General features: G+C 70.7%; 20 protein-coding genes. 7 read left to right on the top strand and 13 right to left on the bottom strand.

Annotated features, from left to right (window positions below; all coding sequences use genetic code 11):
• On the top strand, positions 1–228 hold a 228-nt coding region (locus tag AB0M76_RS41645), incomplete at its 5' end, for a hypothetical protein (RefSeq protein ID WP_365957975.1).
• Positions 229–442: 214 nt separating this feature from the next.
• Here the strand turns inward: AB0M76_RS41645 and AB0M76_RS41640 are convergent.
• The 3 genes from AB0M76_RS41640 to thyX all read right to left on the bottom strand — a co-directional run bounded on the left by AB0M76_RS41640 (position 443) and on the right by thyX (position 4137).
• Positions 443–2128, bottom strand: a complete 1686-nt coding sequence (locus AB0M76_RS41640) for a ribonuclease J (RefSeq protein WP_365957974.1) — start codon at positions 2126–2128, stop codon at positions 443–445.
• A gap of 120 nt (positions 2129–2248) precedes the next feature.
• Entirely contained in the window at positions 2249–3148 is a 900-nt protein-coding gene (gene dapA / locus AB0M76_RS41635) for a 4-hydroxy-tetrahydrodipicolinate synthase (protein WP_365957973.1), read from the bottom strand.
• 248 nt (positions 3149–3396) lie between these two features.
• The gene (gene thyX, locus AB0M76_RS41630; RefSeq protein WP_053786195.1) at positions 3397–4137 is read right to left on the bottom strand and encodes an FAD-dependent thymidylate synthase; all 741 of its coding nucleotides are present in this window, start codon (positions 4135–4137) and stop codon (positions 3397–3399) included.
• A gap of 259 nt (positions 4138–4396) precedes the next feature.
• Between thyX and AB0M76_RS41625 the strand changes: the two genes are divergently transcribed.
• Complete coding sequence (locus AB0M76_RS41625) at positions 4397–4636, top strand: hypothetical protein (RefSeq protein WP_365957972.1); 240 nt, start codon at positions 4397–4399, stop codon at positions 4634–4636.
• 48 nt (positions 4637–4684) lie between these two features.
• The gene (locus AB0M76_RS41620) at positions 4685–5251 is read left to right on the top strand and encodes a PH domain-containing protein (RefSeq protein WP_365957971.1); all 567 of its coding nucleotides are present in this window, start codon (positions 4685–4687) and stop codon (positions 5249–5251) included.
• Positions 5252–5350: 99 nt separating this feature from the next.
• Here the strand turns inward: AB0M76_RS41620 and AB0M76_RS41615 are convergent, their stop codons facing one another.
• The 6 genes from AB0M76_RS41615 to eccD form a co-directional block, all read right to left on the bottom strand.
• Positions 5351–5797: a hypothetical protein gene (locus tag AB0M76_RS41615; RefSeq protein ID WP_365957970.1), complete on the bottom strand. Its 447-nt coding sequence runs from the start codon at positions 5795–5797 to the stop codon at positions 5351–5353.
• Positions 5798–5816: 19 nt separating this feature from the next.
• Positions 5817–6572 carry a 4-hydroxy-tetrahydrodipicolinate reductase gene (gene dapB, locus AB0M76_RS41610; protein WP_365957969.1) on the bottom strand — a complete coding sequence of 252 codons (756 nt, stop codon included), beginning with the start codon at positions 6570–6572 and terminating at the stop codon, positions 5817–5819.
• Between the two features lie 81 nt (positions 6573–6653).
• Positions 6654–8033 (bottom strand): pitrilysin family protein, encoded by a 1380-nt coding sequence (locus AB0M76_RS41605; RefSeq protein ID WP_365957968.1) that lies wholly within the window; start codon positions 8031–8033, stop codon positions 6654–6656.
• Positions 8030–10252: a polyribonucleotide nucleotidyltransferase gene (locus AB0M76_RS41600; protein ID WP_365957977.1), complete on the bottom strand. Its 2223-nt coding sequence runs from the start codon at positions 10250–10252 to the stop codon at positions 8030–8032. The genes AB0M76_RS41605 and AB0M76_RS41600 overlap by 4 nt, the downstream gene beginning before the upstream one ends.
• Positions 10253–10565: 313 nt before the next feature.
• Positions 10566–10853: a 30S ribosomal protein S15 gene (rpsO, locus tag AB0M76_RS41595; protein WP_048475599.1), complete on the bottom strand. Its 288-nt coding sequence runs from the start codon at positions 10851–10853 to the stop codon at positions 10566–10568.
• A 173-nt stretch (positions 10854–11026) separates the two neighbouring features.
• A complete protein-coding gene (gene eccD, locus AB0M76_RS41590) occupies positions 11027–12532 on the bottom strand; it encodes a type VII secretion integral membrane protein EccD (protein WP_365957967.1) in 1506 nt (501 codons plus the stop codon).
• Positions 12533–12739: 207 nt separating this feature from the next.
• Between eccD and eccCa the strand changes: the two genes are divergently transcribed.
• Entirely contained in the window at positions 12740–16705 is a 3966-nt protein-coding gene (gene eccCa / locus AB0M76_RS41585) for a type VII secretion protein EccCa (RefSeq protein WP_365957966.1), read from the top strand.
• A 158-nt stretch (positions 16706–16863) separates the two neighbouring features.
• On the top strand, positions 16864–17109 hold the full coding sequence (locus tag AB0M76_RS41580; RefSeq protein ID WP_030303613.1) for a DUF397 domain-containing protein: 246 nt from the start codon (positions 16864–16866) through the stop codon (positions 17107–17109).
• An 82-nt stretch (positions 17110–17191) separates the two neighbouring features.
• On the opposite strand, the gene AB0M76_RS41575 is transcribed toward AB0M76_RS41580, so the two are convergent.
• From AB0M76_RS41575 to eccB, 4 genes are all read right to left on the bottom strand, one after another.
• Positions 17192–17500: a WXG100 family type VII secretion target gene (locus AB0M76_RS41575; protein ID WP_365957965.1), complete on the bottom strand. Its 309-nt coding sequence runs from the start codon at positions 17498–17500 to the stop codon at positions 17192–17194.
• 57 nt (positions 17501–17557) lie between these two features.
• Positions 17558–17893 carry a hypothetical protein gene (locus tag AB0M76_RS41570; protein WP_266663167.1) on the bottom strand — a complete coding sequence of 112 codons (336 nt, stop codon included), beginning with the start codon at positions 17891–17893 and terminating at the stop codon, positions 17558–17560.
• Between the two features lie 213 nt (positions 17894–18106).
• Positions 18107–19369: a type VII secretion-associated serine protease mycosin gene (mycP, locus tag AB0M76_RS41565; RefSeq protein WP_365957976.1), complete on the bottom strand. Its 1263-nt coding sequence runs from the start codon at positions 19367–19369 to the stop codon at positions 18107–18109.
• Between the two features lie 17 nt (positions 19370–19386).
• A complete protein-coding gene (eccB, locus tag AB0M76_RS41560; RefSeq protein WP_365957964.1) occupies positions 19387–20949 on the bottom strand; it encodes a type VII secretion protein EccB in 1563 nt (520 codons plus the stop codon).
• 275 nt (positions 20950–21224) lie between these two features.
• Here eccB and eccE point away from each other — a divergent pair, with 275 nt between their 5' ends.
• Positions 21225–22499 carry a type VII secretion protein EccE gene (gene eccE, locus AB0M76_RS41555; RefSeq protein ID WP_365957963.1) on the top strand — a complete coding sequence of 425 codons (1275 nt, stop codon included), beginning with the start codon at positions 21225–21227 and terminating at the stop codon, positions 22497–22499.
• Positions 22496–23194, top strand: a complete 699-nt coding sequence (locus AB0M76_RS41550) for a hypothetical protein (protein ID WP_365957962.1) — start codon at positions 22496–22498, stop codon at positions 23192–23194. The genes eccE and AB0M76_RS41550 overlap by 4 nt, the downstream gene beginning before the upstream one ends.
• Positions 23195–23552: the final 358 nt, after the last annotated feature.

Below are 23552 nucleotides of genomic sequence, written 5' to 3'. Positions count from 1 at the left end.
TATCAACTTCTGGCGTTGATTTTTGGCACGCTGTTGAGTTCTCAAGGAACGGACGCTTCCTTTGTACTCACCCTCTCGGGCTTTCCTCCGGGCTTTCGTTCTTCGTTCTTGCGTTTCCGACTCTATCAGAGCCAGTCCCGCTCGCTTTCCAGGTCCTTCGCTTTCGCGTTTTCCCTTTCCGGCGGTTCCAACCTTACCAGATTCTTTCCGCTCCGTTTCCGGAGTTGATTTGAATTCGGTGGCCGTTGGAGGGCCTTTCCCTTTCGGGCGGATCAGACTTTATCAGGTCTCCCTGGGTCTTGAATCCCACCCGCTCGCCGAACACGTCCGGGCACGCGTGCATGCCGGGGGTCCGTGCGAGGTGGAGCCGTAAACGTACTGGAGCGGGGCCCCCGGATGCAAATCCGGTTGCCCCGCTCCAGTGACGGCGCTACGGCGAGGCTCAGACCTCGATGACGACCGGGAGGATCATCGGCCTGCGGCGGTAGCCGTCCGAGACCCACTTGCCCATGGTCCGGCGGATGAGCTGCTGGATCTGGTGCGGCTCCGCGACGCCGTCGGCGGCGGCGCGGGCGATGGCTTCCTCGATCTTCGGCAGGACCGACGCGAAGGCCGAGTCCTCGATGCCGGAGCCGCGAGCCTGGATGTTCGGGCCGCTGACGACCTTGCCCGTGGTGCTGTCCACCACGACGAAGACCGAGATGATGCCCTCGTCGCCGAGGATCCGGCGGTCCTTGAGCGAGGACTCGGTGACGTCGCCGACCGACAGGCCGTCCACGTACACGTAGCCGGCCTGGACCTTGCCGGAGATTCGGGCCTTGCCGTCGATCAGGTCGACGACCACGCCGTCCTCGGCGATGACGATGCGGTCCTTCGGGACACCCGTCATGGCGCCGAGCTCGGCGTTGGCGCGCAGGTGGCGCCATTCGCCGTGGACCGGCATGAGGTTCCGCGGCTTGCAGATGTTGTAGAAGTACAGCAGCTCACCTGCGGAGGCGTGGCCGGAGACGTGCACCTTGGCGTTGCCCTTGTGCACGACGTTGGCGCCCCAGCGGGTCAGGCCGTTGATCACGCGGTAGACCGCGTTCTCGTTGCCCGGGATCAGCGACGACGCGAGGATCACGGTGTCGCCGGGGACGATCCGGATCTGGTGGTCGCGGTTGGCCATGCGGGACAGGGCCGCCATCGGCTCGCCCTGGGAACCCGTACAGACCAGCACGACCTCGTCGTCCGGCAGGTCGTCGAGGGTCTTCACGTCGACGACGAGGCCGGCCGGGACCCGCAGGTAGCCCAGGTCACGGGCGATGCCCATGTTGCGGACCATCGAGCGGCCGACGAAGGCGACCCGGCGGCCGTACTCGTGGGCGGCGTCGAGGATCTGCTGAATGCGGTGCACGTGGCTGGCGAAGGACGCCACGATGATCCGCTTCTGGGCACCCGCGAAGACTCCGCGGATGGCGTTGGAGATGTCGCGCTCCGGCGGGACGAAGCCCGGGACCTCGGCGTTCGTCGAGTCCGAGAGGAGAAGGTCGATGCCCTCTTCGCTCAGGCGCGCGAAGGCGTGCAGGTCGGTGAGGCGGTTGTCCAGCGGGAGCTGGTCCATCTTGAAGTCACCGGTGCACACGACCATGCCCGCGCCCGTACGGATGGCCACGGCCAGGGCGTCCGGGATGGAGTGGTTGACGGCGATGAACTCGCAGTCGAAGGGGCCGAGGTTCTCGCGCTCGCCTTCCTTCACCTCGAGGGTGTAGGGGCGGATGCGGTGCTCCTGGAGCTTGGCCTCGATGAGGGCCAGCGTCAGCTTGGAGCCGATCAGCGGGATATCCGGCTTCTCCCGGAGGAGGTAGGGGACGGCGCCGATGTGGTCCTCGTGGCCGTGCGTGAGGACGATGCCCTCGATGTCGTCGAGGCGGTCCCGGATGGACGAGAAGTCCGGCAGGATCAGGTCGACGCCCGGCTGCTCCTCCTCGGGGAAGAGAACGCCGCAGTCGACGATCAGCAGGCGACCGTCGAACTCGAAGACGGTCATGTTGCGGCCGATCTCGCCGAGACCGCCCAGCGGGGTGACCCGGAGGCCGCCCTTGGGGAGCTTCGGCGGCGGGCCGAGTTCAGGGTGCGGATGGCTCAAAAGTGTCTCCTCACCACACACGCCACGTACCTCGTCGTAAGGCGCGTGGCGCGCATGTCATTCGTGCACTTGCATTCGTCTGTTTTGTTCGTCTTGCTTATTCAGTTGTGAAGTCTGATGTCAGAGCTGTACCCCGCCGGCGGCAAGATCGATCTTGAGCTGGGCCGTCTCTTCGGCCGTCAGGTCGACCAGCGGGAGGCGGAGCGGGCCCGCGGGCAGGCCCTGCAGGTTCAGCGCGCCCTTGGTGGTGATCACACCCTGCGTGCGGAACATGCCGGTGAAGACGGGGAGCAGCTTCTGGTGGATCTCGGTGGCCTTCTGGACGTCGCCGCCCAGGTGGGCCTCGAGCATCGCGCGGAGCTCGGGGGTGACCACGTGGCCGACCACGGAGACGAAGCCGACGGCGCCGACGGACAGCAGCGGCAGGTTCAGCATGTCGTCGCCGGAGTACCAGGCGAGTCCGCTCTGGGCGATGGCCCAGCTGGCGCGGCCGAGGTCGCCCTTGGCGTCCTTGTTGGCCACGATACGGGGGTGCTCGGCGAGCCTCACCAGAGTTTCGGTGTTGATCGGGACGCCGCTGCGGCCGGGGATGTCGTAGAGCATCACCGGGAGCTCGGTGGCGTCGGCGATCGCCGTGAAGTGCCGGTAGAGGCCTTCCTGCGGCGGCTTGCTGTAGTACGGGGTCACCGCGAGCAGGCCGTGTGCGCCGGTGCGCTCGGCCTGGCGGGCCAGCTCGAGGGTGTGCCGGGTGTCGTTGGTGCCGATGCCGGCGACGACGTGGGCACGGTCGCCGACCGCTTCGAGGACGGCTCGTACGAGGTCGTTTTTCTCCGCGTCGGTGGTGGTCGGGGACTCGCCGGTGGTCCCGTTGACGATCAGGCCGTCGTTGCCTGCGTCCACCAGGTGGGCGGCGAGCTGCTGCGCGCCGTCGAGGTCGAGTGCGCCATCCGCCGTGAAGGGCGTGATCATGGCGGTGAGGACCCGCCCGAAGGGGGTCTGCGGAGTCGAGATCGGAGCCATGGGTAACACGCTACTCGCTGCCATGCTCACGTTGTCCCCTCGGGGGACGTCAAGAGGGTGTGGCTCCCGGCACGGGCTGGGAGGTCTGTTGGATCCCGGCACTGCCTGCTCGGGGGTTCAAGCAGTGCCGGGTCCGTTTGATCAGCCTAGATGAACTTTACGAAACGTGGCAATACGAACACTTCGGACTTGACTCCGTACATCTGTACGGAGTGGGTCCATCCGTGCCCATCAGGCCGTACCGATCCTTACGGGGCGACGCGGCCGTTGGCGTTGTACGCGGCGTACGTCAGCGGCATGAGCGCGGCCCAGTGCTGCTCCATCTTCTCGCCCACCATCTCGATCTCCCGCTGCGGGAAGGAGGGGACGGTCGCGAGCTCGTGCTGCGTGCGCAGGCCGAGGAAGTGCATGAGCGAGCGCGCGTTGCAGGTGGCGTACATCGAGGAGAAAAGTCCGACCGGCAGGACCGAACGGGCAACCTCGCGGGCCACGCCCGCGGCCAGCATCTCCTGGTAGGCCTCGTAGGCCTGACGGTACGAGTCCTCCATGACCCGGCCCGTCAGTTCCTGCTGGGCCGCGGTGCCCTCGACGAAGACGTACTTGCCCGGGCGGCCCTCCTGGACGAGCTTGCGCTCGGCATCCGGGACGTAGAAGACCGGCTCGAGCTCCCTGTAGCGGCCCGATTCCTCGTTGTACGACCAGCCGACGCGGTGCCGCATGAACTCGCGGAACACGAAGATCGGGGCGCTGATGAAGAAGGTCATCGAGTTGTGCTCGAAGGGGCTGCCGTGGCGGTCCCGCATCAGGTAGTTGATGAGGCCCTTGGAGCGCTCCGGGTCCTTCTGCAGCTCTTCGAGGGACTGCTCGCCGGCCGTGGAGACACGGGCGGCCCACAGCACGTCGGAGTCGGCGGCGGAGTGCTTCACCAGCTCCACCGTCACATCACTGCGGAAGCTGGGTTTCAGGTCTGAAGCGGCGGTCTCGCTCACCGGGGGGTCCTTCCGAACGACTCACTTGGGGCGCGCCCACTCTACGGCGCAGCCGGCGGGTCCCCGCGCAGCTCTCGCGCGGATCAGGCACAGGCCACGGCGGCGGCTCCGTCACCCTTTCAGCCGGCGCCCAGCCATAAAATTTGGTTAATGTCCCGAATTCAGGCACCGATTGGGCGGCTCGTACGTCTTCACCAGTACACGCCACACGCACCCGCCACCGCCGCCCCAGGGCCCTGACCGTGAGGAGAGTCGCTCTATGTTTCGCCGGAGCGAACCCGTCCCGTTCGCCTTCGTCGCCGAGGCCGACCGTTTCCGCAGCAATGTCACTCCGCCGCCGCGCGAGCGGCTGGGCGTGGCCCAGATGGCCGCCCGTAGTCTGGTCGGCCTGACCGTGGTGGCGGGGCTCGTGGGCTCCCTGCTCTTCGGCATGCCCGCACTGCAGCCCCACCAGGCGCCCGCCAAGTCGCAGCAGTCGGAGGCCTCCGAGGGGCGGTAGCCTCACGGGCACAGCCCAACCGAACGTGCATGTGAGTGAGGTACAGCCGTGCCCCTGCCCTTCTTGACGGCCGACCGCGCGTTCGACGCGCACGAAACCACTGCCGACGAGGACGTACTGGCCCACGCGGACCCCGACCGCTGGCGCCGGCCGTACCGACCCGGGCCCTGGCGGGTGGCCGGCGCCGCCGTGCTGCTCCTGCTCGCGGCGTTCATGCTGCTCGCCACCATGATCATCGCGTTCGCGGGCGCCTGGGCCGGTGCCGGTGTCTGCGTGGCCGCCGCGCTCGGCGTGATCGGGTCGGCGCTGCGCCTGCTCATGGCGGGCGTCTGGGTGAGCCCCGCGGGGCTTCGCCGGGTGGGCTTCTTCCGGACCTGCTCGATCGGCTGGGACGAGATCACCGAGGTCCGTACGGTCCAGCAGCCTGTGCGCTGGCTGGGGCTGCCGCGGACCGTCCAGGGCCAGGCCCTGACGGCGGCCGCCCGCGACGGCGCGGAGCTGCCGGTGCTGCTGACCGACCACAACGCCGATTTCCTGTCGCGGGCCGAGGCGTTCGACCGGGCCGCCGACATGGTCGAGGCCTGGGCCGACGAGTACCGGGCCGTGCCCGCCTGACACCGACGTGCAGTGCCCTGGAAGCCCGTACAGGATCCGCTCAGGCGGCTGTACGGGCTTCCAGGGTTTACCTGCGGGGCTCAGGGCTTGCGGGCCGGCTCAGCCGCGCGGTCCGCCGTGCAGGGCGATGGCCCGCTGCATGGCCTTGCGGGCCCGCGGGGTGTCGCGGGCGTCGTGGTAGGCGACGGCGAGGCGGAACCAGCTGCGCCAGTCCCCCGGTGCGTCCTCCGTCTCGGCCTTGCGGCGCGCGAAGACCTCGTCGGCGGAGTCCCGCACGATCCGGCCGTACTCGTCCCGCTCCAGCTCGTCCACGGGCAGTCCGCCCTCGGCCTCCAGCTCGGTCGCGAGCTGGTTCGCCTTCGTCACGAACTGCGTGTTCTTCCAGAGGAACCAGACGCCGATGACCGGCAGGATCAGCACGGCCGTCCCGAAGGTCACGGTCAGCCAGGTGCCCTGCCGGATCAGCAGCACGCCCCGGCTGCCGGCCAGGACGAAGTAGACGACCAGGACGGCGGCCGTGAGGAAGTAAGTGATCTTCGCGCGCATGGGTACTACTGCCTGCTCATCAGCCGAGGTCGAGGAAGTTTTCCAGGCCGAACGTGAGGCCCGGGTGCTGCACGACGCGGCGCGCGCCGAGCAGGATGCCCGGCATGAAGCTGCTGTGGTGCAGGGAGTCGTGACGGATGGTCAGGGTCTCGCCCTCGCCGCCGAGCAGCACCTCCTGGTGGGCCAGCAGGCCGCGCAGGCGGATCGCGTGCACCGGGACGCCGTCGACGTCCGCGCCGCGCGCGCCGTCCAGGGCGGTGGCCGTGGCGTCGGGCTGCGGGGCGCAGCCGGCCTCGGCGCGGGCGGCCGCGATGAGCTGCGCCGTACGGGTCGCCGTGCCGGAGGGGGCGTCGACCTTGTTCGGGTGGTGGAGCTCGACGACCTCGACGGACTCGAAGTAGCGGGCGGCCTGGGCGGCGAACTTCATGGTGAGGACGGCGCCGATGGAGAAGTTCGGGGCGATGAGCACGCCGGTCTGCGGGGAGGCGGCGAGCCAGGTGTCCAGCTGGGCGAGTCGCTCCTCGTTCCAGCCGGTGGTGCCGACCACGCCGTGGATCCCGTGGCGGATGAGGAAGTCCAGGTTCTCCATGACCGAGGCGGGGGTGGTCAGCTCGATGGCGACCTGCGCGCCGGCCTCGGCCACCGTCTCCAGCTTGTCGCCGCGGCCGAGGGCGGCCACCAGTTCCATGTCCTCGGCGGCCTCGACGGCCTTGACCGCCTCGGAGCCGATGCGGCCCTGGGCGCCGAGAACGGCCACCCGCAGCTTGCTGCTCATGCTTCTTCGCTTCCTGTCGTACGGGCCGGGCTCCGGCCGGCGGCCGGTGCCCGGCCTCAAGGTATCCAGGGTCTCGGGGTCTCAGGACACCGCTTCGTCGAGGCGGGCGGCCTGCTTCTCCTTCAGCGGGCCGATCACCGCGAGCGACGGCCGCTGGGCCAGTACATCCTGCGCGACCGAGCGGACGTCGTCCGGGGTCACGGACGCAATCCGGGCCAGCATGTCGTCGACCGACATCTGGTCGCCCCAGCAGAGCTCGCTCTTGCCGATGCGGTTCATGATCGCGCCGGTGTCCTCCAGGCCGAGGACGGTGGAGCCGGACAGCTGGCCGATGGCCCGCTTGATCTCCTCGTCGGTGAGCCCCTCGGAGACGACCTTGTCGAGCTCGCCGCGGCAGATCCGCAGCACGTCGTGGACCTGGTTCGGGCGGCAGCCCGCGTACACGCCGAAGAGCCCGGTGTCGGCGAAGCCCGAGGTGTACGAGTACACGCTGTAGGCGAGGCCGCGCTTCTCCCTGACCTCCTGGAAGAGGCGGGAGGACATGCCGCCGCCGAGGGCCGTGTTCAGCACGCCGAGCGCCCAGCGGCGCTCGTCGGTGCGGGCCAGGCCGGGCATGCCGAGGACCACGTGGGCCTGCTCGGTCTTGCGGTTGATCAGGTCGACGCGGCCGGAGGTGCGGATGCGCTTGGCTCCGGAGCGCGGGCCGATCGGCTCTGCGTCGGTGTGCCGGAGGGCGCCGGCCTTCTCGAAGGCCGCGCGGACCTGGCGTACGACCTTGTTGTGGTCGACGTTGCCGGCCGCGGCCACCACCAGGTGGCGGGGGTCGTAGTGCTTCTTGTAGAAGCGGCGGATCCGGTCGGCGCCGAGGGCGTTGATCGTGTCGACGGTGCCGAGGACGGGGCGGCCCAGCGGGGTGTCGCCGTACATCGTGTGCGCGAACAGGTCGTGCACGCAGTCGCCCGGGTCGTCCTCGGTCATCGCGATCTCTTCGAGGATGACGCCGCGCTCGGCGTCGACGTCCTCCTCGCGGATCAGCGATCCGGTGAGCATGTCGCAGACGATGTCGATCGCCAGCGGCAGGTCGGTGTCGAGCACCCGTGCGTAGTAGCAGGTGTACTCCTTCGCCGTGAAGGCGTTCATCTCGCCGCCGACCGCGTCGATCGCGGAGGAGATGTCGAGGGCGCTGCGCTTGGCGGTGCCCTTGAAGAGGAGGTGCTCGAGGTAGTGCGTGGCACCGTTGAGCGTGGGCGTCTCGTCGCGGGAGCCCACGTGCGCCCAGATGCCGAAGGTGGCGGAGCGGACGGAGGGCAGCGTCTCGGTGACGATGCGCAGTCCGCCGGGCAGGACGGTGCGCCGGACGGTGCCGATGCCGTTCTGCCCCTGGAGAAGGGTTTGGGTACGGGCGACGGCCCGCCCCTCCGAAGAGGGGCGGGCCGTCACACGGGAACTACGCGACATCACTTGTCGGAGTCGTCCTTGTCAGCGTCGTCGCCGGCGGCCTCGCCGTCGATCACGGGGATCAGGGAGAGCTTGCCGCGCGAGTCGATCTCGGCGATCTCCACCTGGACCTTGGTGCCGACCGCGAGCACGTCCTCGACGTTCTCCACGCGCTTGCCACCGGCGAGCTTGCGGATCTGCGAGATGTGCAGCAGGCCGTCCTTGCCGGGCATGAGGGAGACGAAGGCACCGAAGGTGGTGGTCTTGACGACCGTACCCAGGTAGCGCTCGCCGACCTCCGGCATGGTCGGGTTGGCGATCTGGTTGATCGTGGCACGGGCGGCCTCGGCGGCCGGACCGTCGGAGGCACCGATGTAGATGGTGCCGTCGTCCTCGATCGTGATCTCGGCGCCGGTGTCCTCCTGGATCTGGTTGATCATCTTACCCTTGGGGCCGATGACCTCACCGATCTTGTCCACCGGGATCTTGACGGTGATGATCCGCGGGGCGAACGGGGACATCGCGTCCGGCGTGTCGATCGCTTCCATCATCACGTCGAGGATGTGGAGGCGGGCGTCGCGGGCCTGCTTCAGGGCGGCGGCCAGGACGGAGGCCGGGATGCCGTCGAGCTTGGTGTCCAGCTGGAGCGCGGTGACGAACTCCTTGGTGCCGGCGACCTTGAAGTCCATGTCGCCGAAGGCGTCCTCCGCACCGAGGATGTCGGTGAGGGCGACGTAGTGCGTCTTGCCGTCGATCTCCTGGGAGATCAGGCCCATGGCGATACCGGCGACGGGGGCCTTGAGGGGCACACCGGCGTTCAGCAGCGACATGGTGGAGGCGCAGACCGAGCCCATGGACGTCGAACCGTTGGAGCCGAGGGCCTCGGACACCTGACGGATCGCGTAGGGGAACTCCTCGCGGGTCGGGAGGACCGGCACGATCGCGCGCTCGGCGAGCGCGCCGTGGCCGATCTCGCGGCGCTTGGGCGAGCCCACGCGGCCGGTCTCACCGACGGAGTACGGCGGGAAGTTGTAGTTGTGCATGTAGCGCTTGCGGGTCACCGGGGAGAGGGTGTCCAGCTGCTGCTCCATGCGGAGCATGTTCAGGGTGGTGACGCCCAGGATCTGGGTCTCGCCACGCTCGAACAGCGCCGAGCCGTGCACGCGCGGGATGGCCTCGACCTCGGCGGCCAGCGTACGGATGTCCGTGACGCCGCGGCCGTCGATGCGGACCTTGTCCTTGATGACGCGCTCGCGCACCAGGGCCTTGGTCAGGCTGCGGTAGGCGGCGGAGATCTCCTTCTCGCGGCCCTCGAAGGCCGGGAGGAGCTTCTCGGCGGCGATCTCCTTGACGCGGTCCAGCTCGGCCTCGCGGTCCTGCTTGCCCGCGATGGTCAGCGCCTGGGAGAGCTCGCCCTTGACGGCGGCCGCGAGGGCCTCGTACACGTCGTCCTGGTAGTCGAGGAAGACCGGGAACTCGCCCTCGGGCTTGGCGGCCTTGGCGGCCAGGTCGGCCTGGGCCTTGCAGAGGGCCTTGATGAAGGGCTTCGCGGCGTCCAGACCGGAGGCGACGATCTCCTCGGTCGGAGCCTCGGCGCCGCCCTTGACCAGGGTGATGGTCTTGTCGGTGGCCTCGGCCTCGACCATCATGATCGCGACGTCGCCGTCGTCCAGGACGCGACCCGCGACGACCATGTCGAAGACGGCGTCCTCGAGCTCGGTGTGCGTCGGGAAGGCCACCCACTGACCGCGGATCAGCGCGACGCGGACGCCGCCGATCGGGCCGGAGAAGGGCAGACCGGCCAGCTGGGTGGACGCGGACGCGGCGTTGATCGCGATGACGTCGTACAGGTGGTCCGGGTTGAGCGCCATGATCGTGGCGACGACCTGGATCTCGTTGCGCAGGCCCTTCTTGAAGGACGGGCGCAGCGGGCGGTCGATCAGACGGCAGGTGAGGATCGCGTCCTCGGAGGGGCGGCCCTCGCGGCGGAAGAAGGATCCGGGGATCTTGCCGGCCGCGTACTGGCGCTCCTCGACGTCCACCGTCAGGGGGAAGAAGTCGAGCTGGTCCTTGGGCTTCTTCGACGCGGTGGTGGCGGAAAGCACCATCGTGTCGTCGTCCAGGTAGGCAACGGCGGAGCCGGCGGCCTGGCGGGCCAGACGGCCCGTCTCGAAGCGGATGGTGCGGGTGCCGAAGGAACCGTTGTCAATGACGGCCTCGGCGTAGTGGGTCTCGTTCTCCACTAGCGTTTTCTCCATTTTCGTCGTCTCCGTCCGCTGCCCGTGTGGCTGCGGACGGTTGCGGAGAAGCGCTCCTTGCGTGCGGGCCGGTCTTCGATCGAAGTACCCGGTCCGGTGCCCGTGGGGCTCTCCGGGTACCACTACCGAGGACCGGCGGCGTAGGGAGGGCGCTCCTCCTCTTCAGTTGTGCACGTGGTTCGCCATGCACGTGCGTCCAGACTACAAAGCGTCCGGTACGTCCCGCACGTAGAGCGACTGCACGTACAGCAAAGGGAGCGGCCCCCTCAGTGTGGGAACCGCTCCCTTCACAGCGTCTTTACTTGACGCCGGCCGCACCGCGGCGGATGCCGAGGCGCTCGACCAGCGCACGGAAGCGCTGGATGTCCTTCTTGGCCAGGTACTGCAGCAGGCGGCGACGCTGGCCGACCAGGATCAGCAGACCACGACGGGAGTGGTGGTCGTGCTTGTGGGTCTTGAGGTGCTCGGTCAGGTCCGTGATGCGCTTGGAGAGCATCGCGACCTGGACCTCGGGGGAGCCGGTGTCGCCCTCCTTGGCACCAAACTCGGCAATGATCTGCTTCTTCGTAGCGGCGTCGAGCGACACGCGTACTCCTCGTATAGGTCTTCGTGGCCACCGAGTGCCCCAGGTCGAATTCTCTGGGGATCTTCCGTAACTCGGGAGGCGGGGTCCGCTGAGCGCAGCCTCCAGAGGGTTTCCGGGGGCGCGTACACAAACGGCCGTCACACAGCGTACCAGGCTGCCGCGCGGCCCCTGTCTCAGCTGGTGAGAGCGCGGGCCCGGGCGTACACGTCCAGCACGGCGAGGGCCAGCGGGACAAGACTGAGCAGTACTGCCGCCTCGGTGAGGTCGAGCAGCCGTCCCCAGAAGGGTGACAGGCCCTTGCGGGGGATGACAAGCGCAATTCCCGCGAGGAGGGCGGCGCCGGCGGCGACGGCTGCGGAGAGCCAGATCGTACGGAGGTCCAGGCCGCCGCGGTCGTGGTACTGGACGAGCTCCCGGACCAGGTCGGCCGGCGGGTGCAGGGCCAGGCCCAGGATCAGCAGTCCGATGGCGGCCAGGCCGGCGACCAGGGTGCAGACGACCTGGGAGGTGTAGCGGAAGAGGCGGGCGCGCAGCAGCATGGCCAGCCCGGTGGCGAGGGCCAGCAGCCGGCCCCAGGTGTTGTCGGAGAAGCCGAGGACGGCGGCGGAGCCGACGACGACCGCGGCGCAGCCGCCGACCAGGCCGAGGAGCATCTCGTGGCCGCGGCGGGCCTGGGTGGCGATGGCCTCGGCGTCGAGCGGGGTGCCCGGGTCGAGCTGCTCGGAGCCGGCGGGGTCACCGTACGGCTCCGTCTCGTAGCGGTCCGGGGTCTCGTAGCTCTCGACGGCGCTCTGCGGGGCGGCGTAGCCGATGGGCAGCCGGGCGAAGCGGGCGGAGAGGCCGGGCAGGAAGGCGACGAGGCCGATGGCCACGGGGGCGCAGACGGCGGCGGTCGCGGTGGCGGAGGCCTCGGTGACGATGGCGACGAACGTGGCCAGGGTTCCGGTGGTGGCGAGGAAGGTGGCCGCGACGAAGGGGGCGTCCCCGTTGGGGGTGAGCGCGACCAGGGCCACGGAGGCGACCAGGACGCAGACGCACCCGAGCAGGAACTGCAGCCGGCCGGGTCCTTCGCCGGCGCCGGCGGCGATGATGCCGGAGCCGGCGATCAGCAGGGGCGGGAGGGCGCCGAGGCCGAGGGCGACGGCGGAGCCGCGGTCGCCGTAGACCCGGGCGCGCACTCCGGCGGCGGCGGTGAGGAGCACGCCCACGGCGCCGGCAATGATGCCGGGCAGGCCGTGCATGTCGTGGCGGACCGGGTCGGCGTACCAGAGGACGAAGCCGAGCAGGACGAGCAGCAGCGCGGCGCCTGCCAGGCCCGCGCCGCGCAACATGTCGTCGCTCCAGAGGTGGCGGTCGCGGACGACGGCGGAGGCGACGGCGTCGGAGACGTCGTCGAACACGGCCGGCGGCAGCGACTCGGCGAACGGGCGCAGGCTCAGCACCTCGCCGTCGAGGACCTGCTGGGCCGCGAGCGTGCGGGCGCCCTCGAGGACCGTGCCGTCGCGCCGGACCAGGTGGAAACCGGTGGGGGCGCCGACGGGCTGGGTCTGGCCGGTGAGGCGCAGGAGTTCGGGATAGACGTCGGCGACGGCGATGTCCTCGGGAAGGGCGACGTCGATGCGGCTGTCGGGAGCCACGACGGTGACCCTGCAGAAGCCCGTCGTTGCGGCCGTACTCACCTGTGTGACCCCCCTGGTTGGCGAAGCGGATGCATGGGCTCTCGCCTTGGATTCGCGGATGCGCATACTGCGCGGGCCACCCTACCGGGAGTATGAGTGACTGTCGGCAAGTAGGATCACCGTCGCGCAGGGGAGACCCCCTTCGCGCCCGGGACTTGGGGGCGCCGGTTGCGACGTCCCGTCCGTTTTCGAGGGATTGATGCTCCGGTGAGTCAGATCGTCGTCAAACGCCCGCCGCGGTCCTTGCCGCCCGAAGTTCCTTCGGACGAGCTGAGACTGGAGGCTCCGCCGGAGCTTCCCCGTGGGCAGCAGGAGGGCATGCTGATGCAGCTCCTGCCGATGCTCGGCATGGGCTCGTCGGTCGTCTTCTTCTTCATGCCGGGTGCGGCGCCCTTCATGCGCATCATGGGTGTGCTGATGCTGGTGTCCACGGTGGGCATGGTCCTCGCCCAGCTGGTGCGCCACCGGCGCGGTACGCAGGGGCAAATGGCCGATGTGCGGCGGGACTACCTGAAATATCTTGCGCAGACCCGCCGTCAGGTCCGCAGGACCGCGCGGGCGCAGCGCGACGCGCAGCTGTATCTGCACCCGGCCCCCGAGCAGTTGTGGTCGGTTGTGGCCGAGGGTTCGCGGCTGTGGGAGCGGCGCGTCGGCGACGAGGACTTCGGCCAGGCCCGGCTCGGGCTGGGCGCGCAGCGCCTCGCGACTCCGCTGGTGGCGCCGGACACGGCGCCCGTGGACGAGCTGGAGCCGCTGACGGCGGGGGCGATGCAGCGCTTCCTGAAGGTGCACTCCTCGCTGGACGGGCTGCCGGTGGCGGTGTCGCTGCGGGCGTTCTACCACGTGACCGTGTCCGGCGAGCCGGAGTCGGCGCGCGGGGCGGCGCGGGCGCTGGTGGCACAGCTGGCGACGCTGCACTCCCCCGAGGACCTGGTGGTGGCCGTGGTGGCGGCGCCCGGCGCGGTGCCCGCGTGGGACTGGACGAAGTGGCTGCCGCACACGCAGGTCCCCGGGCAGGTCGACGGGGCCGGTACGAAGCGGCTGTTCAGCGATGACCTGGCCGAGCTGGAGGGGCTGCTGGCCCCGCGTCTGGAGGGGCGGCCGCGGTTCAGCCGGGACGTTTCCCCGGTGCTGGACCAGCCGCACCTGGTCGTCGTACTGGACGCGAACTCCCGGGGCGGCCTGGTGCCGCCGGACTCGGCGTTCGCGGCGGCCGAGGGACTGCAGGGCGTGACCATCGTCGAGGTGGTCGCGGGCGAGCTGGACGAGCCGCGCGGCGGGCTGTCGGTCGTGGTGCGGCCGGGCCGGCTGCGGCTGGAGTCGGGCGCGGGGATCGCGTACGAGGGCGTACCCGACACGCTGTCGCTGCCCGCGGCGGAGGCGCTCGCGCGGCAGCTGGCGCCGCTGCGCACCGGTGGCGGGGACGACGACGAACCGCTGCTGGCCAACCTGGACTTCACGGATCTGCTGAACCTGGGCGACGCGGCCTCGATCGACGTGGCCCGTACCTGGCGGCCGCGTTCGGCCGGTGAGCGGCTGCGCGTGCCGATCGGTGTCGGCGAGGACGGCGCGCCGGTCATGCTGGACCTCAAGGAGGCCGCGCAGGAGGGCATGGGCCCGCACGGCCTGTGCGTGGGTGCGACCGGTTCCGGCAAGTCGGAGCTGCTGCGCACGCTGGTGCTGGGCCTCGCGGTCACGCACACCTCGGAGACGCTGAACTTCGTCCTCGCGGACTTCAAGGGCGGTGCGACCTTCACGGGCATGGGGCAGATGCCCCACGTGGCCGCGGTCATCACCAACCTGGCGGACGACCTCACGCTCGTGGACCGCATGGGCGACTCGATCCGCGGTGAGCTGCAGCGCCGGCAGGAGCTGCTGCGCTCGGCGGGCAACTACGCGAACATCCACGACTACGAGAAGGCGCGCGCGGCGGGTGCCCCGCTGGAGCCGCTGGCCTCGCTGGTGCTGGTCATCGACGAGTTCAGCGAGCTGCTGACCGCGAAGCCCGACTTCATCGACATGTTCATCCAGATCGGCCGCATCGGCCGCTCGCTGGGTGTGCACCTGCTGCTGGCCTCGCAGCGCCTGGAGGAGGGCAAGCTGCGCGGGCTGGACACGTACCTGTCGTACCGGATCGGTCTGCGGACCTTCTCGGCGGCGGAGTCGCGTACCGCGATCGGCGTGCCGGACGCGTACCACCTGCCGTCGGTGCCGGGTTCGGGCTACCTGAAGTTCGGTACGGACGAGATGACGCGGTTCAAGGCGGCGTACGTCTCGGGCACCTACCGCTCGGGCGGGCCGGACCTGTCGGTGGGCCTCTTCCCGGTGGAGCGGCGCCCCGCGCTGTTCACGGCGACGCCGGTGCCGGTCGTGTACGCGGCGCCGGACCCGGCGTACCTGGCGGCGCAGTCGCAGCGGGAGGACGACGCGCTCGCGGACACGGTGCTGGACGTGATCGTGGCCCGGCTCGAGGGCCAGGGCGTGCCGGCGCACCAGGTGTGGCTGCCGCCGCTCGACCAGGCACCGCCGCTGGACCAGCTTCTGCCGGCGCTGGCGCCTTCGGCGGAGCGGGGGCTGCACGCGGAGGGGTACACACGGCCCGGCGGGCTCGTCGTACCGCTCGGCCTCATCGACAAGCCCTTCGAGCAGCGCCGCGAGGTGCTGTACCGGGACTTCTCGGGTGCGGCCGGCCACATGATGGTGGTCGGCGGTCCGCAGTCGGGCAAGTCGACGCTGATGCGGACGCTGATCTCCTCGTTCGCGCTGACGCACACGCCGCGCGAGGTGCAGTTCTACGGACTGGACTTCGGTGGCGGCAGCATGTCGTCGATCGCCGAGCTGCCACACGTCGGCGGGATCGCCTCGCGCCTGGACCCGGAGCGGGTGCGGCGTACGGTCGCGGAGGTGGGGGGCATCCTCAACCGCCGCGAGGAGTTCTTCCGCGCGAACAACATCGACTCCATCGGCACATACCGGCGGCGGCGCGCGGCGGGCGAGCTGCCCGGCGAGGCGTGGGGCGACGTGTTCCTCGTCGTCGACGGCTGGGGCGGCTTCCGCACCGAGTACGAGGGCCTGGAGTCGGTGGTCACGGACATCGCCTCGCGCGGTCTGGGCTACGGCATCCACGTGGTGATCACGGCGGCGCGGTACATGGAGGTGCGCGCCGCGCTCAAGGACCAGATGCTGAACCGGCTGGAGCTGCGGCTCGGCGACGTCATGGACTCCGAGTTCGACCGCAAGGTAGCGGCGAACGTGCCGACGGGGATGCCGGGCCGCGGGCAGGTGGCGGAGAAGCTGCACTTCCTCGGCGCGCTGCCGCGGATCGACGGTGCGCACGACCCTGAGGACCTGTCGGAGGCCACGGCCGCCTTCGTGTCGGCGGTGAAGCAGAACTGGGCGGGGGCCGCGGCTCCCGGCGTACGGCTGCTGCCGCGCCTGCTGCACGCCGACCAGCTGCCCAGGGGCGGGGACAACCCCGGCCGCGGGCTGGCCATCGGCATCGACGAGACGGACCTGGAGCCGGTGTTCGTCGACTTCGAGAGCGACCCGTTCTTCCTCGTGTTCGGCGAGAGCGAGTCCGGCAAGACGAACCTGCTGCGGCTGATCTGCCAGCAGATCGCGGAGCGGTACACCCCGGACCAGGCCCGGCTCGTCGTCGGCGACTACCGGCGCAGCCTGCTCGGTGCGCTGCCGGAGGAGCACCTGCTGGAGTACGCGCCGATGGCGAGCTCGCTGCAGACGCACATGGAGGCGCTGGGCGGGGTGTTCTCCCGGCGGCAGCCGCCGACCGACGTCACTCCGCAGCAGCTGCGCGACCGCAGCTGGTGGACCGGCCCGGACGTGTTCATCGTCATCGACGACTACGACCTGGTGGCCACCAGCCAGGGCAATCCGCTGGCCCCGCTGGTGGAGTTCCTGCCGTTCGCCCGTGACACGGGTGTCCGCTTCATCATCGCGCGCAACTCGGCGGGTGCCTCGCGTTCGCTGTACGAGCCGTTCATGCAGCGCTTCAAGGAGCTCGGCGCGCAGGGCGTGGTCCTGTCGGGCGACCCGTCCGAAGGCGACCTGATCGGCAACGTTCGCCCCCGCCCGATGCCCCCGGGCCGGGCGTACTTCTCCTCGCGCAAGCGCGGCACGTCCCTGGTCCAGCTGGGCCGCCTGCCGGGAATGTAGGACCGGACGACGAGCGCAGACAAGAAGCGGGGCCTGGCCGGTGGCCGGGCCCCGCTTTCTCGTGATCAACGGGAAACGCTCCCCCGGGGCCGCGCGGAGCACCGATAATCGGCAGTGAAGACCGCGGTAGCACCGCACCGCCGAGGGAAAGGCCGCACATGGGCACCCAGCAGGAGAAGGACGAGCTGTACGCGCTCGACATCAGCGGCGTGGAGTGGGAGGGCCCGCCCGGGACCAGCCCCGACGAGGAGCGGGTCGAGATCGCCCGGCTGCCCGAGGGCGCCGTGGCCATGCGGTCCTCGCTCGACCGGGACACCGTCCTGCGCTACACAGCGGCCGAGTGGGAGGCCTTCGTGCTCGGGGCCAGGGACGGGGAGTTCGACCTCGACCGCGGCCCCCGCTGACGCCGGTACCCCGGGGTACGACGACGGGGCGCGCCCGGTGCGGGCGCGCCCCGTATCCGCATGCGGCAGCGGTCGACCTGGCTCAGTAGGCCTCGGTGAACAGGCGCGAGGCCTTCAGGTCGGTGGCGCGGTAGTCGCCCTTGCCGCGCTCGATCAGCGCGGCGACCTGCTCGAGCTGCCTGTGCATGTCGTCGGCCTTGCTCTTGTACTGCTTCTGGAGGGTGAGGTACGCCTGGTGCGCGTCACCGTCCCAGGTGTCCGTGACGACCTTGATGGCCTGCTCCATGTCCTGCAGGTCCGTCACGATCTTCTTCGAGACGACGCGGATGCGGTTCGCCATCTCCTGGACGGTCTCATACCGGACCTTGGTGTGGCCGTCGGAACCAGCCATGTTCTTCTCCTTCGCGCTGAGCTGAGTGGGAAACGACGTAAAGACGTAAAGGACAGGTCAGATGCCGTTGAGGCCGGAGCCGCCCTGGCCCGCGGAGGCCTGCACGTTCTTGAACGCCGCGCGCACCTCGTCGTCCTGCGCGTTGCTGAGGTTCTTGGTCTGCGAGACCGCGTTGTGCAGCACCCCGAGCAGACGACGGATCTCGTCGTGGTCCTCGTTGACGACCGTCTGGGCGGAGACGAAGCCCGAGGCACCCACACCGGTCCAGCCGGCGCTCACCGTGGCGAGGATGTCGGCCAGCTCGCGGGACTGGGTGGTGACGGCACGGGCCGTCGTCTCGATCTTGTTCTTCGCCTGGACGATCGGATCGTCTGCGAGTCCGAAATTGCTCATCCGAAGCTCCTCACTTCTCAATTCGCCGGCAGAACCGGCGGATTGCGCGGCAGAGCGGGCGTTCCCGGCGCGGATTCGAGCCGCGCGCCCAGGAACTCCCCCTCCGCCTCACGCGATCCCCCGATCACAGTCGTGAAGCCTGGTGCCACTCTAGCCAGTTCATCGGACGGTCCCAACACCGGTGGGCCGCTTCCGTTGATGAACTGTGACGGTTCACTGCAAACGGCCTCGGCGCTTGCGGGCATCCCGGACCACCGTCGCCGTGCCGGCGATGACCGCGATCAGCACGCCTGCGATCCCGAGAGCGTACGTACCGAACCGCTCCTCGCGCTCCTGCGCCGTCTCGGTCATCCGCAGCGCCGCCGCCTCGGGGGCGGCCGCCGGGGGCGGGCCGGGGTCCGGGACGGGGGCCTTGGGGCGGTCGTGGTCCTGGGTGACCGCGCGGACCGGGTCGACGACGCCCCATCCGACGTAGTCGTCACGGCCGTTGACCGAGCGCTCGGCGGTGCCCTGGATCTGCCACACGATCTCCTGCGGGGACCAGTCCTCGTGCTTCGCGCGCAGCAGGGCGGCGACTCCGGCGACGTAGGGCGCCGAGAAGCTGGTGCCGTTGTCGATGCACTGGCCGAAGCCGGGGACGGTGGAGACCATGTCGACGCCGGGCGCGGCGACCCCGATGAAGTCGCCGGGCTGGGAGAACGCGGCCCGCTCGTTGTTGCGGTCCGAGGAGGCCACGGCGAGGACGCCGGGGAAGGCCGCCGGGTAGGTCCTGCGCTTCTCGCCGCTCATGCCGTCGTTGCCGGCCGAGGCCACGACCACGACCTTCGCGTCGATGGCGCGCTGGACGGCCTTGCCGAGCTCGGAGTCGGCGCTCAGGGGGACGTCGGTGTCCTGGGAGATGTTGATGACCTGGGCGCCCTTGGACACCGCGTGGTCGATCGCCTGGCCCAGGGAGAGGGCGTTGCCCTTGCCCTGCCCGTCGTTCTGCCGGATCGGGATGATCGTCGAGTCGGGAGCCAGGCCGACGAAGCCGGTGCCTTCCTGCGGTCGGGCCGCGATCAGCCCGGCCACCTTGGTGCCATGGCCGACCGTGTCGCTCGTGCCGTCGCCGCCCTTGGGATCGACGAAGTCCTTGCCGGCGCCGACGTCGACGGCGCCGCTGAGCTGCGGGTTCGCCCGGTCCACGCCGGTGTCGATGACCGCGACGCGGACGGGCTTGCCGTTCTTGTCCTTGCCCTTGGTCTGCGCCCAGAGCTCGTCGACCAGCAGCCGCTGCAGGGCCCAGGGGCGGTCGGCGATCTGCTTCTTCATGGGGAAGGTGCACTCGCCGGCGCCCGCGAGGTCCAGGGCCGGTGCGCGGACGGGTTCCGGGTACGGCGCGGCGGCGGTGGCGGCACCGGCCGCGGCGGTCGTGCCGGACAGGGCGGCCACGGCGAGGGCCGCGGTGGCGAGTGCGCTGCGCGTGTACGAGGGCATGGGCATCGGCGGCGTCCTCACGAACCCTGGGGCTGGCGGGCGGAGTTGGTGTCCAGGCGCGGCCCCTTCGAGAGGAACTCGGACCAGGCGATGGGGACCATGGCCGGTGTGACCGTCCCGTAGCCGAGCCGGATCTGCGCCTGGCTGGCCTCGGGGCGGCCGTCCGCGCCGGCCTGTCCGTTCGGCTGGTCGGGGGCGCCGATCTTCGACTTTTCGGCGTCGCTGTCCCCGTTGGCCTGCACGGCGTACCGCAGGCCGGTGTCGGTGACCAGGAAGAGGGAGCCGCCCGCGGTGGTCTGCTTGCCCTGGACCTGCGTGTAGAGCAGTCCCGAGCCCGGCGTGACGTACGCGCTCGTACCGCTGGCGGTGATGTCGATGGGGAATCCGGTGCCGGCCCAGGTGCTCAGCGTCTGGTTGCCCTGGCCGTCGACCGAGCGCAGCACGTTGCAGACGGTGTCGCGGGCTCCGGAGCCGGCGGCCTGGTTGATCCGGTCGGACTTCTTCTGCGGCCACCTGGCCTCGCCCTTGAAGGCCGTGGCGTCCGGGTTGAGCGACTGGAGGTCGACCTCGCGGGGCTTTCCGTGCATGTTGAGGCCGTCGGTCGCGGGCGCCGAGATCAGCAGCCACGCCACGAAGTCGGAGACCGGCGCGACCTTCCCGGGCAGCACGACGTAGTGCTGCGTACCGGAGCCGGTCTGCGCCTTCAGCACCATCCCGACCTTGTTGTCTCCGGTGGTCAGGCCCTGCACGTCGGCCTTCGTGCCGGCCGCGACGGGCAGCTGCGGGAAGGCCAGGTCGTCTCCGGAGTTGAGGGTGGCCAGCCACGTCTCGGTGACCTGCTGCGGGGTGGCGCCGGTGCTGCCGACCAGCGCGTTGGTCATCTTCCCGGCGTCCGCGCCGCCTTCGGGGAACTTGTACTTCGTCCCCGTCGCGTCGACCAGGTAGCGCTCCTTGGCCCCGCCGGTGCTCTGCACGTACAGCATCTGACTGTCGGTGACCTTGCGGCCGTCGTCCATCAGCCCCGCCTCGCGGTCGGCGAGGACGAACGTCGCGGTCTGCACGGTCTTGCCGTTGCCGCCCGGCGCCTGGCAGACGGCCCAGCGCTTCGCCTTGCCGGCGTCCTGCGGAGCCGGCAGCCGGTCGGGCGCGTACGGGATGCCGATGATGGGCCCGCGCGGCGGCTTGCCCGCGTCCAGGACCTTGTCGTCGATCTGGATGACCTTGAACTTCTGCGGATCCAGGAGGAGTCGGGCGGAAGCCAGGTTGAGCACCGGGTGCAGCCGGGTCTGGTCCTTGCCGTTCACCTTGGTCGTGAGCACCACGTACCGGGTCGTCGACTGCTTGCCGACGATGACCTTGGTGCCGGCCTCGTCCCAGCCCTTGGGCGCCTGCGGCTTGAACATTCCCCAGGCACCGAACGCGGCGAGTACGAGCGCCCCCGCCACCAGCCCGGGCAGGACCGCGCGCAGCGGACGCGGCGCGCCTTCCTCGGACCCTGTGGCGGAAGGCTGGAGGAACGCGGCCACCGTGCGCCGCTTCGCAAAGGTGTACGCGTTGAGTTCATCACGTCGTGATGCCATGACCGCCTGCTTCTCCCCGCACGGCCCGGTCGGTGAGTACGGTCCCCGGGCCTCGATTGTCGGACCGGGGACCTACTATGCCTCTTGACGGAGGGTGCGCAGGGGCCGGGTAGGGTGAGGCCGCCGCTCACTGTCTTCCGGACCGCACGATTCAGGGGTCGTCGGGGTATTCAGGGCTTGTTGGGGTGGATTGGGAGATCCGGGGTCATGCGGCGGGCAGCGCCCGGCTCCGGCACTCACGGGGTACGGCCCCGGGAAGGGGAGGTGGGCGAGTGATGGCCACCGCGACGCAGCCGCAGACGGGTGCACCCGCATCCGCTCGCGGCGGGGTGACGCCGTATCCGAAGTCGAGCCCGGGCCGCTTCGGCCCGTTCCGATTGCAACAACTCGTACTGCTCCAGATCGCCGTGGCCGCCCTGTTGGCGGCCTGGGTCGTGGAGCCGATGCTGCTGATCCCCGCCGGCGCCCTGGCGCTCGTCCTGGTGGTGCTCGCCGTCGTACGCCGCCACCAGCGCTCCCTGCCGGAGTGGATCGGCGGCGCGCTCGCGCTGCGCTCCCGGCGGCGCCGGGCCGCGTCGTTCGCGGTGCCCGCGGGTACCGAGCCGGGGCTGGCCCCGCTCGTCGAGGCCGATCCGGCGCTGCGCACCCTCACGTTCGGCGACCGCGACCGGCGGCCCGTCGGGATGGTGGGTGACGGGACGTTCCTGACCGCCGTCGTGCAGGTGGACACGGACGCCACCGCGCTGCGGCCCGACCGCGGCGCCCGGCCGCTGCCGCTGGCCCTCGTACGGGACATCCTCGAAGTCGACGGCATCCGGCTGGAGTCTGCGCAGCTGGTGCAGCACACCCAGCCGGCGCCGGCCCCGCACCTGCCGGCCCAGTCGATGGCCACCCGCAACTACGCCCCGCTGCAGGCCACCACGGGCACTCCGGCGGTGCGGCTGACGTGGATCGCGCTCAAGCTCGACCCGGAGCTGTGCCCCGAGGCGGTCACCGCGCGCGGCGGCGGGCTGGCGGGCGCGCAGCGCTGTGTGGTGCGGGCGGCCGACCAGTTGGCGAGCCGGCTGACCGGGGCCGGGTTCCGGGCCACCGTGCTCACCGAGCAGGAGCTGACGGCGGCACTGGCCACCTCCTCGTGCGCGAACCCGATGGCGATCACGCAGGCGGGGCGCTCGGCGAGCACCGGCCGGCGGACGGAGGAGACGGCGCGGATCTGGCGCTGCGACGACCGGCGGCACACCACGTACTGGATAGGTCGCTGGCCGCAGCTCGGCGGCAGCGGGGCGGCGTCCCTGCCGCAGTTCGTGGCGCTGCTGACCTCGCTGCCGGCGCTGGCGACGAACTTCAGCCTGACGATGGCTCCGGCGGAGCGCCAGGGCGTGACGCTGACCGGCCATGTACGGGTCACGGGGCGCAGCGACGAGGAACTCGTGGCGGCCCGCCGGGAACTGGAACGGACGGCCCGCGGTGTACGCACCGGGCTGGTCCGGCTCGACCGTGAACAGGTACCGGGGCTGCTGGCCTCGCTGCCGCTGGGAGGGGCGCGATGAGGGGCGGGTTCGGGCTGATCGGCCCGCGCCGGGAACGGCATGCGGTCCCCGCGGCGGACCTGGACGCGCTGGCGCTGCCCATCGGGGACGACGGGGTCGTCATCGGCGTGGACGCCGAGGGGCGTCCGGCGGTGCTCGGCATCAACCGGCCGACGCCGTACGAGGTGACGCTGATCGGCGGCCTGTGGACGGCGCAGGTGCTGGCGCTGCGCGCGGCGGCCACGGGCGCGCGGGTGGCGGTGGAGACCGGGCGCGGGCAGGTGTGGTCCGGGCTGGCCCAGGCTGCGGGCGGCGGCCAGCAGTGCGTGACGCTGCACGAGGTCGGCCGGGTGCCGCCGCAGGGCGCGTCGGCGGGCAGCCCGGTGCTGGTGATCCGCGACTGCGGGATGCGGCCGCCGCGCGGGCGCGTGGTGGCGGGACCCTGGCAGTCGGTACTGACCCTGCTGCCGTACCTGAGCCCGACGGCGCCGAGGCTGCTGCAGAACTCCTCGCTGGTGGGCGTCCAGCGGGTGTCCCCCGACGAGGCGGAGCAGCTCGGCCGCCTGATGAACCTGCCGCGGGCGGCGGTGGACTCCCTGCCGACGCTGGGCGACGGGGTCACGCTGTGGTGCACGCCGCGGGACCGCCAGTTCGTGATGACCCAGGGCACGGAACCGGAAACCGGCCTCCTGGGCCCCTCCCGCCGCATCGACTGACCATCCTGATGCCCACAACCACCACGTCGGCGCCAGGGCCGGTCCGGACGACCGAGCGGCCCGTTTGGGCCGACCGGGCTGAGCGGGCAGGGCAGGCCGACCAGGCCGACCGGCCCTGCCGGCATCACCAGCCCCGCCGGAGAATGACGTGCGGTGTCGGGGGCAGAGCCCCCGGGGCGTCTCCGGCCCCGCCGCCACCACCCAGCCCCGTCGCCGTTTGAGGCGCGGGGTCCGGGGCGGAGCCCCGGGGTCTTTCCAGCCCCGACCGGCGTTTGAGGCGCGGGTCCGGGCAGAGCCCTGGGGGCACCTCCCGGCGGTAGCCGGGGGAGAAACGGAGAAAGGGCGGGGCGGGGAGAAG

Origin of the sequence: Streptomyces sp. NPDC051364, assembly GCF_040682115.1 — a bacterium.
GTDB lineage: Bacteria > Actinomycetota > Actinomycetes > Streptomycetales > Streptomycetaceae > Streptomyces.
The sequence above is the reverse complement of the archived record's forward strand: the minus strand, read 5'-3'. Positions and strand labels throughout refer to the sequence as shown.